We start from the raw sequence: 18997 nt of genomic DNA, 5'->3' as shown, positions 1-18997 counted from the left end.
CGCCAAACACCGAGCCGCTATCGGTTTTTTGGATGCAACAAAACGGAGAGAGGAAGGCATGGTCTAGCCTCCAAGCGTGAGAAACAGGGATTCAATTTTGTGGTGAAGGGGCTCCAGCGCCAAAAAGGCCGCGAAGAGCAACACTCCGCCCGATGCACTTGCCCTTGCGATTGAGCGCGCAGGGGCCTCGAAGTCCGGCTCGAGCAGAGCCCGCACGCGTAGCGTGATATCTGCATCCTGAAACTGCGCCGACAATGCACAAGCGTTGGCGTGGACACGTTCCATACGAACCAGCGTTTCGGCGATCCGGATGGGCGCATGGTGAAGCGCCACAGCCCTGTCACACGCCTGCTCCTGAGCCAGCACCAGCGCCTGGCGCAAATGCGCTTTGGCTGTGTCAGGGAACAGGCTGCACAGGACCTCAAGGACAAAGCGCGCGGCAAGGTCTCCGCGCGCCAGATGAGCCCGTTCATGCGCCTCGATGATAGCACTGCCTTCCGCCCCGGCCCTGTCTGCGACTGCGTCACTCAGATAGATAGCCGGTCTTAGCACCCCGACAGCCAGTGCGAGCGGTTGATCGGAAGCGATCCTGCGCACGACGTTATCGCGCCGGATCGAAACACGCTCCAGCGTCCGCTTTAGACGCTGTGTTTCGACAATTGCTGCAATTGACGCCTGTCCGATCCGCAGCAGGAGCAAAACCGCGATCAGCACCATTGTCCAGGCACTGATGCCGGGGCCTGTGAGCGCGCCATGGCCCGCCCAGCCAGACAGGCTGTCATGGCGGTGGACAGGCGTGAGCTCCAGCGCCACAGCATGCGGGAAGAACACGACCCCGAGAGCGACAAACGCCCCCAGCACATAAGGCGCCGCTGCAAGCGTCAGGACAAAGCTGGCGCGTAGAGCCGGCTGGACCCGTCTGATCGCGCGGATCAGACCCGGTGCGGCAAAAGTCAGTCCGGCTGTCGAGACCGCGAAGATACCCAGGCCGGCGGACAGCACGATAATCGCCTCGCCTCCTGTCATGACGGGTCTCCGCCAATCCGGCGCTTGTGATGCTCGATCAACGCCTCAAGCTCATCCAGAAGGCTCGGGTCTGCCTGTGAAGCATAACCGGCAAAGGCGGCCATCAAGCCGCCCTCCTGCCCGGAACTGAACCGGCTCAGCGACTCCTCAATTAGGCGCGCCAGCACCGCTTCGCGGCTTCCCGTCGGGGTATACACAAAGGCATGGCTGACCCGCTCACGGGCCAGAAGACCTTTTCTGTGAAGCCGTTCGAGTGTGGATTGTATGGTCTGCAGTGAATTGCCGCGTACGGCACCGACGCGCGCATGGACGCCGCGTGCCTCGCCCTGGCCTGCATGCCAGATGTCTTCCAGCACCGCGATCTCCAGATCGCCCAGCTTCAGCTCCGAACACGACATGACACAACTCCCTGCACCTTCTGCTTATGCTGAAAAAGACCGACTGGCAATCGGTGTTTTGGCTGGAGGCGCTCAGGTGAGCAGCGTCGCCTCATATCGTCCGCTACCTACCCCCTCATGTCTGACCGGCATCTGCCTGTCACAATCACTCGCAGATCCAACCGGTTCGCACGCAATCAGACAAACAACAGAAGCCCAATTGCACGAGGGCGAGATAAAAGGCGCGGCACCATTTCACGCTATGCTGTTGTTTTGCGTATTCTTTTACCGTGCCGCGGCTGAGTCGACAGTGCCGCCAACGCTCATATCACTATGATTTTATTGGATATTTTTAGAGCCACTGACGTCAACAAACGCGTTAGTGGACAGACGGGCTGATACGGCCCATTTCCGGCCAGCCCAATTTCGCGGGCGTGCTCATGCCAGCCATGTAGGCCAGGTGCGAAAAAGGGCAAACCGGCACGCCTTGCGCTAGCCATCGCCCTCCCTGCCCGGACATCAGATACGCCATCTGTCAGCCCGCCAGGGAGTCTGACCCGGCGCGGGTCCGCCCGCGCCTGCGGCATCAAGCGCAGGAGCGACGCTATAAAAAGGTCATTTTCCTTGTATTATTGAAAATGACACCGGTTGCATAAATTTGCGGCCCAAGGCAGTCTTCCCCAATCGGCACAGCTTGGTCCAGTATGCTGCTACAGCACAATACGAACACCGCCCCATACAGGGATTTGACGCGAATCGATGGCAGAACTCGTCCCGGTTGAAGCCTTTGACATGGTCATTTTCGGCGCGACCGGCGATCTGGCCCGGCGCAAGATTCTGCCTGCCCTTTTTCACCGCTGGTGCGACGGACAGATACCGGAAAACTCCCGGATCATCGCGGCTGCGCGCGAGGATATGAGCACGGCGGAATACCTGGTGCGGGCCAGCGAATTTGTGAACGGGGACAAGAAGGACAAGGCCTGGGCCGCATTTTCAAAGCGCGTGACCTACACCGCTATCGATGCACACGGCGAAAGCGGCGGATGGCAGGTCATCCGCGATGCGCTCAAAGGCGATGAGGCGAAAATCCGCCTTTTCTACCTCGCCCTGCCGCCTTCGGTTTACGGCCCGGTGTGTGCCGCGATTGGCAAGCACGCACTGAACACACCGGCCAGCCGCATCGTACTGGAAAAGCCGATCGGTCATGACTTCCATTCGGCCCGCCACATCAATGAAGCGGTTGGCGCGGTGTTTGACGAGGCGTCGATCTTCCGTATCGATCATTATCTCGGCAAGGAGACCGTCCAGAACCTTCTGGTGCTGCGCTTTGCCAACATGCTGCTGGAACCGGTGTGGAATGCAGGCGGTATCGACCATGTACAGATCACTGTCGCCGAGACCCTCGGCGCCGGTGAGCGCGCAGACTATTACGACCGGGCCGGCGCATTGCGCGACATGGTGCAGAACCATTTGCTGCAGCTTCTGTGCCTAGTGGCCATGGAGCCGCCGCTCAGCCTGGAGGGTGATGCGGTTCGCACCGAGAAGCTGAAAGTGCTGCGTGCCTTGCGCCTGATCCGCGCCGAAGATGCCGGCAAATGCCTCGTCCGCGGACAGTATGGCGCCGGGATGATCGATGGCTCTCCCGTACCCGGCTATACCGACGAGCTCGGTCAGCCGTCGAAAACAGAGACCTTCACCGCCATCCGGGCCAGCATTGATAACTGGCGCTGGGCGGGCGTGCCCTTCTACCTGCGTACCGGAAAGCGCATGGCCAAGCGCCGCTCGGAGATCATCGTCCAGTTCAAGCCGGTGCCGCATGACATTATCCGCGCCGATGCCGGTGTCCTGCAGCCCAATCGCCTCGTCATACGCCTGCAGCCCGATGAGGGGGTCAAGCTGATGATGATGACGAAGGATCCGGGCCCTGGCGGGATGCGCCTGCGCTATGTACCGCTCAATCTGAGCTATGCCGACGCATTCGAGGCTGACTATCCGGACGCCTATGAGCGCCTGCTGATGGCGGTGGTACGGGGCAATCTGGCCCTTTTCATGCGCCGCGACGAGGTGGAGGCGGCCTGGCGCTGGACCGATGCGGTCATCCGTGCCTGGACCGAGGGGGCAAGCCCCGTGCACAGCTATGCCGCCGGCACGGACGGTCCCTCGCAAGGCGCATTACTGCTGAGCCGGGACGAGCGCGAATGGTTCGATGGCGATCATGCCTGACCGTTTCGAACCCTTCGAAAACAGCGACGCAGCGGCCAGCGCTCTGGCAGATGCAGTAGCGCAAACATTGCGCGGCGCGCTGGCAACGCGCCGCCGGGCCAGCGTGATCGTATCGGGCGGCTCAACGCCTGAACCCGTTTACCGCCGCCTTTCGGTTACCAATCTCGACTGGGCACGTATCGATGTCGTGCTGGCCGACGAGCGCTGGGTGGCGGCGGGCGAAGAGGGATCCAATGCCGATTTCATCCGCCGCACGCTGCTGACCGGCAACGCCGCCGACGCGGCCTTCACGGAGCTCAAAAGCCCCGGAGCACGCCCCGCCGACGGCCTGCAGGCTGGTGAGGCCCGGCTGTCGGCCCTCAACTGGCCGGCCGATTGCGCGATACTCGGCATGGGTGATGATGGCCATACCCTGTCATGGTTTCCCCGCGCGGACGGGCTGGAGGATGCGCTGTCAGCGGACGGCAGTCTCTGCGCAGCCATTTCGGCCCGGCCAAGCCCGGTCACAGGTCCGCTGACCGAGCGCATCACTCTGACCCTGCGCGCACTCGAAGGGGTAAAACTCTGCGCCCTGCTCATCCGGGGCAGCGCCAAGCGCGCCGCACTGGAAAAGGCGCGCCTACCCGGCCCTGCCCGGGACATGCCGGTGCGCGCGCTGCTGAACCACCCCTCACTCGACCTGCAGATATTCTGGTCGCCCTGACGCGACGCAACGCCCGAAGGCCAAAGCCAATGCCCGCCCCGCTCCATCCTGTTATCGAGGAAGTGACCGCCCGCATCGAGGCGCGCAGCCGCAGCACGCGTGCGGCCTATCTCTCCCTCATTGCCGAGGCCCGCAAGGACGGGCCGCAACGCAAGATCCTGTCGTGTGGCAATCTTGCTCACGGATTTGCCGCATCGGGCGAGGACAAGGAAAAGCTGAAATCGCTGGTCTGGCCGAACATCGCCATCGTGACCGCCTATAACGACATGCTGTCGGCGCATCAGCCACTGGGTGCCTACCCCGACATTATCAAGGCCGCGGCGCGTGAAGCCGGTGCAACCGCCCAGATTGCCGGCGGCGTGCCCGCCATGTGCGACGGCGTTACCCAGGGCCAGGCCGGGATGGAGCTATCGCTCTTCTCGCGCGACGTCATCGCCATGGCGACCGCTGTCTCGCTGTCTCACGACATGTTCGATGCAGCGATCTGCCTTGGCGTATGCGACAAGATCGTGCCGGGCCTGCTGATCGGCGCGCTGCGTTTTGGCCACCTGCCCGTGCTGTTTCTGCCCGCCGGGCCGATGCGCTCGGGCCTGCCCAACACCGAGAAGGCGCGCATCCGCCAGCTATACGCCGAAGGCAAGGCCGGACGCGACCAGCTGCTGGACGCTGAAAGCGCCAGCTATCACAGCCCCGGCACCTGCACTTTCTACGGCACCGCCAACTCCAACCAGATGATGATGGAGCTGATGGGACTGCACCTGCCAGGCTCTGCCTTCATCAATCCGGGCACGCCCCTGCGCGAGGCCATGGTAAAGGCCACCGCAAGGCGCGCAGCGAAAATCACCGCGCTGGGGCAGGACTACCGGCCCATCGGCGAGGCCATCGACGCGCGCGCGATCATCAACGCCATTGTGGGGCTGAACGCGACCGGGGGCTCCACCAATCACACCATACATCTCGTTGCGATCGCGCGGGCGGCGGGCCTCATCATCAACTGGGACGATTTTGAAGACATTTCCCATGTCACGCCGCTGCTGACGAAAATCTATCCGAACGGTCCAGCCGACGTGAACCATTTCCACGCGGCAGGCGGGATGGGCTTTCTGGTCCGCGAGCTTCTACAGGCTGGCCTGCTGCACGGCGATGTCATGACGCCAGGTGCTGACAGCCTTGCCGATTTCGCACGCGAGCCCTTCCTCGAGGGTGAGACGCTGGTCTGGCGCGACGCACCGGCGGAAAGCCTTGACCGCGATGTACTGCGCCCCGCCAGTGACCCGATTGCCCCCGATGGCGGGCTGCGGGTGGTGGCCGGGACGCTGGGACGGGCCGTGGTGAAGGTCTCCGCCGTCAAGCCGGAGCACCGCCGGGTCAGCGCGCCTGCTGTCGTTTTCGACACCCAGGACGATCTTCTCGCCGCCTTCAAGGCAGGCAGGCTGGAGCGCGACTTCGTCGCCGTGATCCGCTTTCAGGGACCGAAGGCCAATGGCATGCCGGAGCTGCACAAGCTGACGCCAACCCTGGGTGTCCTGCAGGACCGGGGCTTCAAGGTGGCGCTGGTTACCGACGGGCGCATGTCGGGCGCATCCGGCAAGGTGCTGGCCGCCATCCATGTCTGCCCGGAAGCGCTGGACGGCGGCCCGATAGCCCGTGTGCGCGATGGCGATGTGATTACGGTCTGTGCCGATACGGGTGTGCTGTCGGTGGATGTCCAGCCGGACGAACTTGCAGCGCGCGCGGCCGCCATTTGCGATCTGACAGCGAGCCATCGCGGACTCGGACGCGAACTGTTCGCCGGCTTCCGCCAGATCGCCAGCAGCGCCGAGGAAGGCGCATTGTCCATTCCCGGCCTGTGCGAGCCTGCCTCGCCCAGGCCCGTCACGGAGACTGTCGCATGAACACCCCGCCCTCTCTGGACGCCCTTATCGATGCGGCAAGCGTTATTCCGGTGCTGGCCGTAAAGCGGCTGGAAGACGCCGCGCCGCTGGCAATGGCTCTGGCCGCGGGCGGGCTGAAGGTCATCGAGCTGACCTTGCGCACCGATGTGGCGCTGGACGCCATGAAGGCCATGCAGGACGCGGCTCCGGAGCTGATCGTCGGCATGGGCACAATCCGCACACCGGAGCAGGCGCGGGCATCGGCCGAGGCGGGCGCGTCCTTCCTCGTCAGCCCCGGCCTGACGCCGGAGCTGGGGGAGGCGATGCTGGCGACCGGGCTCGCCTGCCTGCCGGGCGTTGCCACAGCGGGCGAGGCGATGGCCTCGCAGGCACAAGGCTTTGAGGTGCTGAAATTCTTTCCCGCAGAGCCCGCAGGCGGCATCGCGTATCTGAAGGCGCTGGAGGGTCCCCTGCCCGATATCCGCTTCTGTCCGACCGGCTCGATCAGCCGGGAGAAGGCGCCTGACTATCTGGCCCTGACGAATGTCGTGTGCGTGGGGGGGTCCTGGATCGCCAGCCCCGGCGATATTGATGCCGGCAACTGGACCGCCATCACGGCGAATGCCCGCGCCGCCGAGGCCATGAAGGGACGGTAAGGGGCTGGCAGATTACGCCGTCACCTTGGCCGGGATGGCGCCCTCGGCGGCCACCAGCCGCACCGCTATCTGGCCATGCGGGCCGAAATCGGCAATCGACGACGCGCCTATCGGCGCCTCGTGTACGCCCGTTGCAGCCCCCGTCGACACATAGTCGCCGGCCTTCAGCTCGATCCCGCGCTTGCGGCACAGATCGATCAGGAAGCACAGCGCCGCGAGCGGTCCGCCAGGGATCGCAGCCGCATTGGCAGCGCCCACGGTCTTGCCGTCAATGTCCACCCGGGCGGTCAGGCCGGCCGGGTCGCACTCGCGCCAGTTTTCAATCGCCGCGCCGACAATAAGCCCGTTATTATTCCCGAAATCGCTGATCACCGACATCGGGCCCTTGTCATTGATCCCGGCAAACGGACTCGACGCGATCTCCACCCCAACGTGCAGGCTGTCAACGATACCGGCTGCTGTATCGGGCGTCACGGGAATGCCGGCATCCAGCCCCGATGCGAGCCGGAACACGAACTCGGCCTCGACAGCGGCAAAACCGCCATCGAAGACCGGCATGTCATGAACATGCCCGTGCCGGTCCTCGACAATCTGCCGGGCGAAAATCGGACCTGCCAGCCGGTCGGCACCGGCGCCGGCCCGGAAGGCAGGCATGATGAGACCGATCTTCCATCCGCCCACCCGGTCCGGCCAGCCGGCAATTGAACGATCCTGAACCGAATAGGCTTCATCCAGCGTCTCAGGCAGCGCGCCGGGAAACGATTTCAGGGCACCACCCCGTCTGCGGGCAGCCAGGAAAGCCGCTGATATGGCTTCTATATTCGCGTTGCGAGCCGTCAATGGCACGTCCCTTTTCATTCCTGCCCCGAGCCCGCCGCATGGTTGCGAGCGCGATATCTCCTGCCGGTGCGGTTTTGCGCATTGAGGGCTTCCGTGATCGGCCAAGAGCCGCTAGGCTATCCTCATGGTAACCGGTGTCATTGAGAGGCATACTTACGAACACCGGCGCATAAGGCAAGCCCGATTTGCAAATCAGGTGATTTTGCGCCGGGCCGGAAAATAATGATGATGCTTCCAGTTCGGGATAACGGGCGGGAGCGGGAGGAGACAAAAATGCGCAAATCTTTCGCTGGCATAGCTGCCATCGCCTTTCTCGCTGCCTGCTCGCCTGAACCGGCTGGCAATAACACCGGTGAGGCCACCTCTCCCGCGGCGGAGCGCACCAGCCCGGCACGCACATCGCCCGAACAGGCTGCTGCCGCACTGGCGGCCGCTGCCGCCCGGCCTGACCGGGTCCCGGCCGCGCCCGACATTCCCCCGTTGAGCGATGAGCCCGCCCCCTGGTTCGTGCCTCCGGGCGCCATTCCCGCCTTTCCGGGCGCGGAAGGCTTTGGCCGCTATGCTATCGGCGGGCGTGGCGGACGCGTCTTCAAGGTGACAAATCTCAATGATTCCGGTCCCGGCTCCTTGCGTGAAGCCGTGGAAGCGGACGGTCCGCGCATCGTGCTCTTTGATGTCGATGGCATCATCCGGCTGGAAAGCCCGCTCATCATCAGCAATGACTTCATCACGATCGCAGGCCAGAGCGCGCCGGGCGGCGGGATCACGTTGCGCGACCATGATCTCACGGTGAACGCGAACCACGTCATCATTCGCCATATCCGCTCGCGCATGGGCAATGAGGCAGGCCATGAGGACGATTCCATCTCCATACGCGGCGGCCACCACATCATCCTCGACCACGTATCGGCCAGCTGGGCGATCGACGAGAATCTCTCCGCTTCACAGAGCTATGATCCCGAGCGCGGCGGCAATCACCTCTCCAACGTCACCGTTCAGTGGTCGATCATCTCCGAAGGGCTCTACCGGGCCGGTCATGAAAAGGGCGACCGGGGCTATGGCAGCCTGATCAGGGGCAGTCATGGCGCGCGCTATTCCTGGCTGAACAATCTGTGGGCCCACAACCATTCGCGTATGCCCCGCGTGGGCAATTACGCCACGCCCTACACCGACCCTGAAGGCGTGCTCTTCGATTTCCGCAACAATGTCTTCTACAACTGGGGGCACGGCGCGGAGACCGATTTCTGGAACTGGACGCCTGCGCGCGACACGTTCGACTACAGCGCCGCGCAAGGGCTTGTAAGCGACATGCTCTATGGGCGTGAGGGCTTCGACTACCACCACGCCGCCGGCACCGATCTCGATCCCGCCTCGGTGGCCCGCTACAACTTCGTCAACAATGCCTATGTGCAGGGCCCGGACACTCTGGGGCCGGTCATCTTCTACATGCGCAACGTGACGGGCCGCGCCTTCTTTGAAGGCAATACGGTCGATGGTCAGCTTATGCCCCAGCTCAACCTGGTACGCTCTGCCGCGCCGGACCGCACCTTCGTGGACCGGGCTTTCCCCGCCGGCGAGGTAACGACGGTTTCTGCCGGAGATGCCTATGAGCGCGTGCTGGAGCGCGCCGGCGCCTCCTTCTACCGCGATGCCATCGATGCCCGCGTGATCGAGGAGGTGCGCACCCGCACCGGCATCATCCCCGATAGTGCGGCGGATGTCGGCGGCTGGGTGGACGTGCCGCAAGGCGAGCCGCGCACCGACTCCAACGGCGATGGCATTCCCGATGAATGGCTGATCGCACAAGGCATCGACCCGCAAGGACCAAGCCGCGCCAACGAGACCGGCGAGGACGGCTACACGCTGATAGAGCGCTGGTTCAACAGCCTGGCCGAATAGGGGAACGTCATGGCAAGGCTTACGCGCCGCGCACTGACAGGCGGACTGATGGCAGGCAGCGCGCTTGCCGCCGCCGGTTGCGGGGAAATTTCACGCCCCCTCTTTTCCTCGGACACTCATTCCAGCGACTACCCCACCGTAGAGGCTGTGCGGATGATGGGCCGGCTGCTGGAGGAACGTTCCGGCGGGCGGCTCTCCATCCGCATCTATTCAGGCGGCCAGCTGGGCTCGGAGCGCGACACGCTGGAACTGACCGTGTTTGGCGGGCTGGACCTGAACCGGGTCAATCTGGCGCCGCTCAATGCCTTTGCTCCGGAGACGGTCATCCTGTCCCTGCCCTTCGTGTTTCAGTCCGAGGGCCATATGCGCGCCGCGCTGGATGGCGCGCCCGGTCAGGCCGTGCTGGATGCGCTCGAACCGCACGGGCTGATCGGGCTTTGCTTCTACGATTCCGGGGCGCGCAGCTTTTACAATACCCGCCGCCCCATCCGCACGCCCGGCGACATGCGCGGGCTGAAGATACGTGTCCAGAACTCCGACCTCTATGTCTCGATGGTCGAGGCACTTGGCGCCAACGCAACGCCCATGGACCTGTCGGAAGTCTATCAGGGCCTGATGCAAGGCGTGATCGACGGGGCGGAGAACAACTGGCCGTCCTACGAGTCGACACGCCATTTCGAAACCGCGCCCTTCTACAGCCTGACCGGCCATGTCATGGCACCTGAAGTGCTGGTGATGAGCGCGCACCGCTGGCGCCAGCTCAGCGCCGATGACCGCGCGCTCGTCCAGGCCTGCGCGCGCGAATCCGTGCCCTTCATGCGCCAGCTGTGGGACGCGCGCGTGGCCGCCGCGCGCGAACGCATCACCGCCGCCGGTGTCGAGGTCAACGCGGTCGATGATGTCGGCGCGTTCGCCGATCTGATGCGCCCGGTGTGGGAGCGCTTTGTGCGTACTCCAGCCCAGCAACGCCTTCTCGACGATATCCGCAACATGGCCGGAGGGGCCGATGCTTGACCGTTTCGCAACGATTACACGCTGGCTGTCCCGCCTGCTCATGTTCATCGGCGCCACCGGCATTGCCGTGATGACCGCGATCATCGGCTGGCAGGTCTTCGGCCGTTATGTGCTCAATGCCAGCCCTGCCTGGACCGAGCAGGCCGCCCTGGTCCTGATGGTCTGGTTTGTCATGTTCGGCGCGGCGGCCGGCGTGCACGAGGGCTTTCACATCCGCATCGGCGCGTTTGTGGAAGCACTGCCCGTGCGCATCCGCACTGTCTGCCGGGCTTTCGCCCTGCTGATCATCGCCGCATGCGGCGTGGCTCTTGCAATCTGGGGCACACAGCTTGTGCGCGAGGTGTGGAGCCATGTCATTCCCACGCTCGGCATCTCGCGCGGCTTTGCCTACATGCCCCTGCCCGTCAGCGGCGGGCTGATCACGCTTTTTGCCATTGAACGTCTCGCCGAGCTTGCTGCCGGGCGCGAACGCGGGCGCATGGAAGGACGTGTCTGATGGAACTCGCCATTCTTCTGGGCACCTTGCTGCTTCTTCTGGCCATCGGAGTGCCCGTCGCGTTTGCATTGCTGGGCGCGACACTGGTCGCCTTCCTCGTGCTCGACTTGCCGGCCGTCGTCGCCGTGCAGCGCATGGCATCGGGCATGAGCGTGTTTTCGCTGATGGCGATACCCTTCTTCATCTTCGCCGGTGAACTGATGCACCGGGCCGGTATCGCCGCGCGCCTTGTACGCATCGCCGAAGCGGCCTTCGGGCGTTCACGCGGCGGGCTGGGCCAGGTCGATGTCGGCGCGTCCATGCTGTTTGGCGCAGTGTCGGGCTCGGCGGTTGCCAGCGTCTCGGCACTCGGCTCCACCCTGATGCCGATGATGAAGGAAAAGGGCTATGACACCGACTATGCGGTGAACGTCACCTCAACCTCGGCCGTGGTGGGCCTGCTCATCCCGCCCTCCCACAACATGATCATCTATGCGGCGGCAGCCGGTGTCGGCGTCAGTGTCGGCGAGCTATTCATCGGCGGTATCATTCCCGGCCTTCTGACCGGCGCCCTGCTAATGTTCGTGGCCTGGCTGGTTGCGGTGAAGCGCAACTATCCGCGCGGCGAGTTTCCCGGCTGGCCGGCCTTCGTGGCCGCGTTTGCCGCCGCCCTGCCCGGCCTGATGACAGCCGTCATCATCGTAGGCGGCATTCTGGGCGGCTTCTTCACGGCCACCGAATCCTCCTCCATCGCCGTCATCTACACGCTCGCGGTCGCCGTTCTTGTCTATCGCTCGCTCAGCTTCAGGGCCTTCCTGGAGGCCACGCTGGCCGCCGCGCGCACGACCGCCATGGTACTCTTCATCATCGGCGCCGCTTCCGCGTTCGGATGGGTGCTGGCGATACTCGAAACGCCCTCCCAGCTGGCCGCCCTGATCCTGTCGGTCACCGACAACCCCATCCTCATCCTGCTCATCATCAACCTCATCTTGTTGCTGCTGGGCACCTTCATGGACATGTCGCCGCTGATCGTGATCACGACCCCCATCTTCCTGCCCATCGCGGTTGGGCTGGGTATTGATCCTGTGCATTTCGGGGTGATCATGATGCTCAATCTCGGCATCGGGCTGGTCACACCGCCCGTGGGCTCTGTATTGTTCGTCGGCGCGGCCGTCGGCGGCATGCGCATGGAGGAGACCGTGAAGACCATCTGGCCCTTCTACGGCGCACTGGTTGCCGCCCTGATGGCGATCACCTACCTGCCCTTCCTGACCATGGGCCTTGTCGAGCTGATGCGCGGCTAGCCGCGGATGACCGCCTCGGCGCTGGCCCGGTTCAGGGCCAGCGGTATGTCGTACAGCACGGCCAGGCGCGTGAGCGCCTTCACATCCACATCGTGGGGCTGGGGGCTCATCGGATCGGTGAAAAAGACGAGCGCGTCCAGCCGGCCCTCGCAGATCATCGCGCCAAGCTGCTGGTCACCGCCCAGCGGACCGCTTTTCAGCGCGTTTACCGCCAGCGCGGGATAGGCCTCCATAAGTCGCCGGCCGGTCGTGCCGGTAGCAAAGAGCGTCAGCGCCGACAGGCGTTCACGATGCGCCCCCACCCAGTCCAGCAGCACCGGCTTGCAGGCGTCATGGGCGACCAGCCCCAGCGTTGTGATCACGTTTGCCACTCCACACAAAGAAAACCCCGGACCAGCGTACTGGTCCGGGGTCAAAGGGGCTACTATCGGGAGAGATCAGTAGCGATAGCGGACACCGAACAGATATTCGCGGCCGGTATGATGGTAGACTGACACGCGGTTGGCGCTGTCCACATACTGGCTGTTGAACTCGTCGGTGAGATTGATCCCGTCAAAGGTCAGCGTCACGCGGTCGGTCAGGTTGTAGCGGATGGCCGCATCCACATTGAACGTGCGCTCCTTGCCTTCCTCGTCATTGCCGTTGCGGCCCGGGAACTGGGTCAGATAGGGGTCACGCCCGTTGAAGGACACACGCGCGCTCAGGCGCTCGTCCTCGTAATAGAGCGTGGCGTTGTAGGAATTGCGCGACAGGCCCGTCAGCTGGTTCGAACCGGCCGCCCCGTAATTCACGTCGGAGTCCACCCAAGTGTAGTTCATCACTGCACCGAAACGGTCGAACGGCGCAGGCAGGAAGTTGAACGGGCGCACCCACTGGACTTCCAAACCGCGGAGATCCCCGCCTTCCCCATTGATATTCCGGCTGACATCAACCAGCGGATCCAGATTCGCGGCAAGGTCACCGGCCAGCGGTGTGCCCGACGGGACGGCGCTCGCGGGAAGGCCGGTCTGGCTGAAGGGGATGGTGTCGGTCGCGCGGGCCACGAACGATTCGATATCCTTGTAGAACAGCGCCACCGCGAACAGGGACTCATCCTCGAAATACCATTCCGCGCTGAAATCGTAATTGTTGGCGCGGAACGGATCGAGACGCGGATTGCCGTAATTCACGGTGTAGGCCGTACCCGAAACATTGCCGCCCGGCGTCAGCGCGCCCAGTGACGGGCGGGACATGACCTGGGCCGCACCGAAGCGCAGCACCATGTTGCTCGTCGGCTCAAGGGCGAGGTTGAAGCTGGGAAGCGTGTCTGTGTACTCGTTGTCCACCGTCACCTCGACGCCGGAGATGATACCGGTCGAGCTGGTCTCGGTGCGCACGACACGCACGCCGAAATCACCGCGCACCGGCATGCCACCCCAATCGGTGCTGAAGGCCGCCTGCAGATAACCGCCCAGATTGTCTTCCTCGACATTGCGGATATTGCCCGTCTGCGGCACCAGCGGACGCTGATAGAGGCCAACCATGTCAGCCACCACGCCGACATCGGGAATGGCCCAGCTCGTCACATTGCCAGAGGGCATGCCAAGCCCGTTACCAAAGCCGGTTACCTGGGTGGCCATGGCCGCCGTCACCGGCATCCACTGGGCCGCCGGCAGCAGCAGGTCACGCCGGCCTTCCCAGCTGTCGAACTCATAGCTCTTCCAGTTCACCCCGCCGCGCAGCGTGAATATCTCGTTGAGGTCGAACTCCGCATTGAACTGCGCCGTCGTGTAGGTGTTGTCGACATAGTTCGGACGGTCCCGATACTCGGTCAGCTGGTAATTGGTCGGGTCATTGACATCAAAGCCCCAGTCAATGGCGGGGGTCCGGCTGTTCTGGCGGTAGTCGTAGGAGAACCCGTCTGAATCGAAGTTCGTGAACAGGATGGTCGACTGGACCGGGTTGGAGAAGTTCGACTCCGAACGGCCGACGACACCATCCACGCGGAAGCGGCTGGTGAATTCGTGGGTCAGCGAGAGCGTGAACTGCGTGAACTCCGTGGTCAGCTCGTCATAGCGGTGCTCGGCGTAGATATCGTTATTGTCGAACACGCCGTAAATGAGATTGTTGTTGGCATCGATCTCATAGGCGGTAACGATCTGGGCGGGCTTGCCCACCAGTTCCGGGGTGGCGCTGCCACCGCGCGAGAAGGAGAAATTCTCCAGGAACTGCTCCGAGCGCGTAGCGTCAAACCGGGAATAGAGCGCATCAAGGCTGATCTCGGTCACGCCACTGGGTCGAAATTGCACCGAGCCCGTCACGCCCAGCCGCTCCTGGTCGTGGACCAGCCGGCCATAGCGCGGGATACGCGGGTGGAACGCATTATTGACCGCAGCTTCGTCCGCCGGCGTGACGCAGGCCGTGCATCCGCCAAAGCTGTTGGCGTTCTGCCAGCGCACCGTGGAATGACCTTCCTCAAGCTGGGCGCGGTCGGAATAGGCCAGCGAAAGCAGCCAGCCGAACGTGCCATCGGCATTCTGGTCCGAGATAAGGCCTGTCAGCCGCGGATTGAACTCCTCCGAGAGGTCGTTCCAGCCGACTTGCGCACCGGCAGCTACGGTAAAGCCGTCATAGTCGAACGGGCGCGCGGTGCGCAGATCGACCGTTGCGCCAAGCGAGCCTTCATCAACCGAAGCCGACTGGGTCTTGCGGATCACGACGGACTGAAACAGCTCAGAAGCGAAGGTGTTGAAGTCGAACGAACGCGAGCGATTGCCGCCGCCGGAGGAGTCCGTCCCGCCGGTCACGCTCAGCGCTTCCATGCCGTTGATCCGCACCCGCGAGAAATCCGGGCTGAGGCCACGCACGGTGATCTGCCGGCCCTCACCGGCATCACGGTCGATGGCAACACCCGGAAGACGCTGGATCGCCTCTGCCAGATTGAGATCAGGGAAGGCGGCAATGTCATCGGCCACGATGGCATCAACAACGCCGGTCTCCTCCCGCTTTACCGCTGCTGCAGCCTGAAGGCCAGCGCGATAACCGGTCACGGTGATGGTTTCTGTCGGCTGACTGGCCGCCTCGGGCGCCTCCTGGGCCACAGCCGGTGCGGAGAACATGGCCGCAGCCAGACCGAGCACGGATGCGCTGGTCAGCAAGGAGCGCGCACGCGCCATTCCATTGGTCCTGGACATTCCTCTTCCTCCCCTTTGGCAGCTGTTTGCAGCTTGCCTTGATTTTGGTTTCGAACCCTAGCGGCCCGCGTATGACACCGGTGGCAATTTTGCGGACACGCATTGCCGCTTCACATGCTTCCCGTCGTCAGCGCGTTACGCGTCAGAATCCGGCAAACTATGACTGAAAATGACACCGGTATCAATAATGCGAGCCAATTTTCTTTGATCCGCCGATTTATCAATTTGTATCAACGGGCTAGCCAGCCGCCATCGACCGCGAGCACCGTGCCATGGACATAATCGGCCGCAGAGGAAGACAGAAAAACGGCGGCTCCGCCGAGGTCTTCAGGAGCGCCCCAGCGGCCCGCGGGAATGCGCGCCAGTATCTCTGAATTGCGCGTCTCGTCCGCACGCAACGCCTCGGTATTATTGGTCGCGAAATAGCCTGGCGCGATGGCGTTCACATTGATGCCCTTGCCCGCCCATTCGTTGGCGAGCAATTTCGTGAGGCCCGCCACACCACTCTTTGATGCCGTGTAGGAAGCGACGCGTATTCCGCCCTGAAAGGACAGCATGGAGGCAATATTGATGATCTTGCCGCCCCTGCCCGCTCCAACCATGTGACGGGCAGCCGCCTGGGACAGGAAGAACGCCGCCTTCAGGTTCACATTCATCACCGAGTCCCAGTCGTCCTCGGTGAAGTCGAGCGCGTCATTGCGCCTGATGATGCCGGCATTGTTGATGAGAATGTCGACACCGCCCAGCGCCGCGACGGCATCTGCCACCACACCGCCGGCAACAGACGTGTCGCCAAGGTCGGCCCTGATCTCTGCAAAGCGCCGCCCGGCCGCCTCCACCAGCTGGCCAGTCTCAGCAGCGCTGGAGCGCCCGGCGGCAGCAATGTCGGCTCCGGCGTGCGCCAGCGCCACGGCCATCGCCTGGCCAAGACCGGTATTGGCTCCGGTGACAAGTGCGGTCTTTCCCGCCAGTGAGAACGATGCGGCCATGCGAAAGCCCCTTATTTGAGCTGGCAGATGTCGAGGACGTTCATATCGGTATAGTCGAGATTCTCGCCCGCCATCGCCCAGATGAAGATGTAGTTGGAAACACCCGAACCCATGTGGATCGACCAGGGCGGGGAGATCACCGCCTCCTTGTCCGACACCACGATGTGGCGGGCATTGTCGGCCTCGCCCATGAAGTGGAAGACGCGGCCCTTCTCGCCCAGCCCGAAATAGAAATAGATTTCAGAACGCCGGTCATGCAGGTGCGGCGGCATCGTGTTCCACACGCTGCCAGGCTTCAGAATAGTCATTCCCATCAGCAGCTGGGCTGACTGGCACACGCCCGGCACCACGAACTGGTAGATCGTGCGCTGATTGCTCTCCTCCATCGTACCACGCTCCAGCGGGGTGGCCTCGGCGATGGAGATTTTCTTCACCTCATACGCCGCATGAGCCGGACAGGAAACAAGGTAGAACTGGGCAGGCTTGTCCGCCGATGCGCTCTCGAACACCACCTCTTTCACACCCATCGGGATGTAGAGCGCATCCTTCTCGGCCAGATCATGGCGTTTGCCGTCGACCGTAATGGCGCCGGGCCCATCGCCCACATTGACCGCCGCCATCTCGCGGCGTTCGAGGAAGGGATGGCCCTTGGCCGATTCCGGTTCGGTCTGGACAGGCAGCGCAAGCGGCTTTCCAGCCGGCGCCGCACCTCCGATGACAAAGCGTTCATTGTGCGAGTAGACCAGAGTGACCTTGCCGGACTCGAACAATCCGTCAACGAGATAGCGATCGCGCAATGCGTCATTGCTTGCCCCATCCATCATGTCGGGATGGGTGGCTTGCAGCGTTTTGCTGAACATGGGGATTCCTCCAGATTTGCAGGGGTCAGGCCGGCCGCCGGGCCGGTGCCATCGTCTCGTTTGCATCAATTCGGTAAGCAGATCGGGCAAGCCTGCAGGCAAGGTCGGCGGCAAGCTCGGCTGCCTCGTCAATCTCCAGCCTGTGCTCGGCCACCAGGCGGGCCAGGAAGCCGCAATCCACACGCCGCGCCACATCATGGCGGGCCGGAATGGACAGGAAAGCGCGCGTGTCGTCGTTGAACCCGACCGTGTTGTAGAACCCGGCAGTTTCGGTTGTGTGTTCGCGGAAACGGCGCATGCCTTCCGGGCTGTCATGGAACCACCAGGCCGGTCCCAGCTTCAGCACAGGATAATGGCCGGCCAGCGGCGCCAGCTCGCGCGCGTAGGTGCTTTCATCGAGCGTGAAAACGATGATGCCAAGCTCACGCTCATTGCCGAACCGGTCGAGCAGCGGTTTCAGCCCCCCCACATAATCGGTCCGGGTGGGAATATCGGCACCCTTGTCGCGGCCATGACTGGCGAACAGGGCGGCATTGTGATTGCGGAACGAACCCGGATGGATCTGCATGACCAGCCCGTCTTCAAGGCTCATCCGCGCCATTTCAGTCAGCATCTGCGCCCTGAACAGCTCGGCCTCGCGCGCGTCCGCACCGCCTTTCACCACCTTTGCAAACAGCGCCGCCGCATCTGCCGGCGAGAGGTCTGCCGTGGCGGCTGTCGGATGCCCGTGGTCGGTGGATGTGGCCCCCGCAGCGATGAAGTCCTCGCGGCGCACCCGGTGCGCCTCCAGATAGCCCTTCCAGCTGAAGACATCCTCGTTCGTGATCTCGCCGAACACCTCCAGCGCATCGGCAAATCCGGGATATTCAGGGTCGATTACGGGATCTGGACGATAGGCCGTGACAACCCGGCCACCCCAGCCGGAGGACGCAATCGCATGATGATGGTCGAGAGAGTCGACCGGCGATTCCGTTGTCGCGAGAAATTCGATGCCGAACCGGTCAAACAGGGCCCGCGGCCGGAACGCGTCGGTCTTCAGCGCTGCATCGATGACATCGTAATAGTGATCGGCCGTCCGGGCGCTCAGGCGCACATCAATGCCGAACACCTCCACGAACACGTGGTTGAGCCACATTGCCGACGGTGTGCCCCGGAAGAGGTGAAAATGGGCGGCAAATGTCCGCCATGCCTGCCTGGGATCAGTATCGGGAGGGCCGGCCCGCGACGGCACGCCGAGCGCCTCCAGCGGCACACCCTGGCTGTAGAGCATGCGGTACAGATAATGGTCGGGCGCCAGCAGCAGCTGCGAAGGATTGCCGAACGGCTCATTGTCGGAAAACCAGGACGGATCCGTGTGGCCGTGCGGGCTTATGATCGGCAGATCACACACGGCGCCATACAGCTCGCGCGCAATCGCCCGCAGCGCCGGGTCAGCGGGGAATAGCCGGTCAGGGTGTAGCGATAGCGGCCGGACGGCCATGGCTTTCCTCCCCGGTCTCGCATTCTCGTGCCGGTTTCTACATATCTTTGGTAACCGGTGTCATACAATATTTCAAGGTTCGCAGCGCGCACCGTCTACGGCAT

Annotated in this window: 16 protein-coding genes; 8 read left to right on the top strand and 8 right to left on the bottom strand. The window is 63.4% G+C overall.

Going from position 1 to position 18997, the window contains the following annotated elements:
• Nucleotides 1–63 precede the first annotated feature (63 nt).
• Nucleotides 64–1026 carry a M56 family metallopeptidase gene (locus tag IEV75_RS07915; protein WP_188452021.1) on the bottom strand — a complete coding sequence of 321 codons (963 nt, stop codon included), beginning with the start codon at nt 1024–1026 and terminating at the stop codon, nt 64–66.
• Nucleotides 1023–1424 (bottom strand): BlaI/MecI/CopY family transcriptional regulator, encoded by a 402-nt coding sequence (locus IEV75_RS07910; RefSeq protein ID WP_188452020.1) that lies wholly within the window; start codon nt 1422–1424, stop codon nt 1023–1025. The genes IEV75_RS07915 and IEV75_RS07910 overlap by 4 nt, the downstream gene beginning before the upstream one ends.
• Before the next feature lie 738 nt (nt 1425–2162).
• Here IEV75_RS07910 and zwf point away from each other — a divergent pair.
• From zwf to eda, 4 genes are read left to right on the top strand one after another with little or no spacing between them, the layout of a single operon-like run.
• Nucleotides 2163–3626, top strand: coding sequence for a glucose-6-phosphate dehydrogenase (gene zwf, locus IEV75_RS07905; protein WP_188452019.1), 1464 nt, complete (start codon nt 2163–2165; stop codon nt 3624–3626).
• Nucleotides 3610–4329 carry a 6-phosphogluconolactonase gene (pgl, locus tag IEV75_RS07900; protein WP_188452018.1) on the top strand — a complete coding sequence of 240 codons (720 nt, stop codon included), beginning with the start codon at nt 3610–3612 and terminating at the stop codon, nt 4327–4329. Before zwf ends, pgl begins: the two co-directional genes overlap by 17 nt.
• A gap of 29 nt (nt 4330–4358) precedes the next feature.
• A complete protein-coding gene (gene edd / locus IEV75_RS07895) occupies nt 4359–6224 on the top strand; it encodes a phosphogluconate dehydratase (RefSeq protein ID WP_188452017.1) in 1866 nt (621 codons plus the stop codon).
• Nucleotides 6221–6859: a bifunctional 4-hydroxy-2-oxoglutarate aldolase/2-dehydro-3-deoxy-phosphogluconate aldolase gene (gene eda, locus IEV75_RS07890; RefSeq protein ID WP_188452016.1), complete on the top strand. Its 639-nt coding sequence runs from the start codon at nt 6221–6223 to the stop codon at nt 6857–6859. Before edd ends, eda begins: the two co-directional genes overlap by 4 nt.
• A 12-nt stretch (nt 6860–6871) precedes the next feature.
• Here eda and IEV75_RS07885 read toward each other — a convergent pair whose 3' ends face one another.
• Nucleotides 6872–7699: a 2-keto-4-pentenoate hydratase gene (locus tag IEV75_RS07885; RefSeq protein ID WP_188452015.1), complete on the bottom strand. Its 828-nt coding sequence runs from the start codon at nt 7697–7699 to the stop codon at nt 6872–6874.
• A 273-nt stretch (nt 7700–7972) separates the two neighbouring features.
• On the opposite strand from IEV75_RS07885, the gene IEV75_RS07880 reads away from it, so the two are divergent.
• From IEV75_RS07880 to IEV75_RS07865, 4 genes are read left to right on the top strand one after another with little or no spacing between them, the layout of a single operon-like run.
• Nucleotides 7973–9598: a pectate lyase family protein gene (locus tag IEV75_RS07880; protein ID WP_188452014.1), complete on the top strand. Its 1626-nt coding sequence runs from the start codon at nt 7973–7975 to the stop codon at nt 9596–9598.
• Between the two features lie 9 nt (nt 9599–9607).
• Nucleotides 9608–10612: a TRAP transporter substrate-binding protein gene (locus IEV75_RS07875; protein ID WP_188452013.1), complete on the top strand. Its 1005-nt coding sequence runs from the start codon at nt 9608–9610 to the stop codon at nt 10610–10612.
• Complete coding sequence (locus IEV75_RS07870) at nt 10605–11108, top strand: TRAP transporter small permease (protein ID WP_188452012.1); 504 nt, start codon at nt 10605–10607, stop codon at nt 11106–11108. Before IEV75_RS07875 ends, IEV75_RS07870 begins: the two co-directional genes overlap by 8 nt.
• Entirely contained in the window at nt 11108–12391 is a 1284-nt protein-coding gene (locus tag IEV75_RS07865) for a TRAP transporter large permease (protein WP_188452011.1), read from the top strand. Before IEV75_RS07870 ends, IEV75_RS07865 begins: the two co-directional genes overlap by 1 nt.
• On the opposite strand, the gene IEV75_RS07860 is transcribed toward IEV75_RS07865, so the two are convergent.
• From IEV75_RS07860 to uxaC, 5 genes are all read right to left on the bottom strand, one after another.
• Nucleotides 12388–12753 carry a methylglyoxal synthase gene (locus IEV75_RS07860; RefSeq protein WP_188452010.1) on the bottom strand — a complete coding sequence of 122 codons (366 nt, stop codon included), beginning with the start codon at nt 12751–12753 and terminating at the stop codon, nt 12388–12390. The two genes, IEV75_RS07865 and IEV75_RS07860, sit on opposite strands and share 4 nt — an antisense overlap.
• 75 nt (nt 12754–12828) lie before the next feature.
• Nucleotides 12829–15564 (bottom strand): TonB-dependent receptor, encoded by a 2736-nt coding sequence (locus tag IEV75_RS07855; protein WP_233351794.1) that lies wholly within the window; start codon nt 15562–15564, stop codon nt 12829–12831.
• Nucleotides 15565–15794: 230 nt separating this feature from the next.
• Nucleotides 15795–16553 carry a 2-dehydro-3-deoxy-D-gluconate 5-dehydrogenase KduD gene (kduD, locus tag IEV75_RS07850; RefSeq protein WP_188452009.1) on the bottom strand — a complete coding sequence of 253 codons (759 nt, stop codon included), beginning with the start codon at nt 16551–16553 and terminating at the stop codon, nt 15795–15797.
• A gap of 11 nt (nt 16554–16564) precedes the next feature.
• On the bottom strand, nt 16565–17413 hold the full coding sequence (gene kduI, locus IEV75_RS07845) for a 5-dehydro-4-deoxy-D-glucuronate isomerase (RefSeq protein WP_188452008.1): 849 nt from the start codon (nt 17411–17413) through the stop codon (nt 16565–16567).
• Nucleotides 17414–17438: 25 nt separating this feature from the next.
• Nucleotides 17439–18893 (bottom strand): glucuronate isomerase, encoded by a 1455-nt coding sequence (gene uxaC / locus IEV75_RS07840; RefSeq protein ID WP_188452007.1) that lies wholly within the window; start codon nt 18891–18893, stop codon nt 17439–17441.
• Between the last annotated feature and the right edge of the window lie 104 nt (nt 18894–18997).

This window comes from Glycocaulis albus (genome assembly GCF_014639075.1).
Classification (GTDB): domain Bacteria; phylum Pseudomonadota; class Alphaproteobacteria; order Caulobacterales; family Maricaulaceae; genus Glycocaulis; species Glycocaulis albus.
This window is presented reverse-complemented; position numbering and strand designations above follow the sequence as displayed.

What these genes read in the sequence shown, in the direction of transcription:
- zwf (WP_188452019.1), top strand. Translation starts at nt 2,163, where the DNA reads ATGGCAGAACTCGTCCCGGTTGAAGCCTTTGACATGGTCATTTTCGGC.
- IEV75_RS07915 (WP_188452021.1), bottom strand. Translation starts at nt 1,026, where the DNA reads ATGACAGGAGGCGAGGCGATTATCGTGCTGTCCGCCGGCCTGGGTATC.
- kduI (WP_188452008.1), bottom strand. Translation starts at nt 17,413, where the DNA reads ATGTTCAGCAAAACGCTGCAAGCCACCCATCCCGACATGATGGATGGG.
- eda (WP_188452016.1), top strand. Translation starts at nt 6,221, where the DNA reads ATGAACACCCCGCCCTCTCTGGACGCCCTTATCGATGCGGCAAGCGTT.
- kduD (WP_188452009.1), bottom strand. Translation starts at nt 16,553, where the DNA reads ATGGCCGCATCGTTCTCACTGGCGGGAAAGACCGCACTTGTCACCGGA.
- edd (WP_188452017.1), top strand. Translation starts at nt 4,359, where the DNA reads ATGCCCGCCCCGCTCCATCCTGTTATCGAGGAAGTGACCGCCCGCATC.
- uxaC (WP_188452007.1), bottom strand. Translation starts at nt 18,893, where the DNA reads ATGGCCGTCCGGCCGCTATCGCTACACCCTGACCGGCTATTCCCCGCT.
- IEV75_RS07855 (WP_233351794.1), bottom strand. Translation starts at nt 15,564, where the DNA reads ATGTCCAGGACCAATGGAATGGCGCGTGCGCGCTCCTTGCTGACCAGC.
- IEV75_RS07910 (WP_188452020.1), bottom strand. Translation starts at nt 1,424, where the DNA reads ATGTCGTGTTCGGAGCTGAAGCTGGGCGATCTGGAGATCGCGGTGCTG.
- pgl (WP_188452018.1), top strand. Translation starts at nt 3,610, where the DNA reads ATGGCGATCATGCCTGACCGTTTCGAACCCTTCGAAAACAGCGACGCA.
- IEV75_RS07880 (WP_188452014.1), top strand. Translation starts at nt 7,973, where the DNA reads ATGCGCAAATCTTTCGCTGGCATAGCTGCCATCGCCTTTCTCGCTGCC.
- IEV75_RS07870 (WP_188452012.1), top strand. Translation starts at nt 10,605, where the DNA reads ATGCTTGACCGTTTCGCAACGATTACACGCTGGCTGTCCCGCCTGCTC.
- IEV75_RS07875 (WP_188452013.1), top strand. Translation starts at nt 9,608, where the DNA reads ATGGCAAGGCTTACGCGCCGCGCACTGACAGGCGGACTGATGGCAGGC.
- IEV75_RS07865 (WP_188452011.1), top strand. Translation starts at nt 11,108, where the DNA reads ATGGAACTCGCCATTCTTCTGGGCACCTTGCTGCTTCTTCTGGCCATC.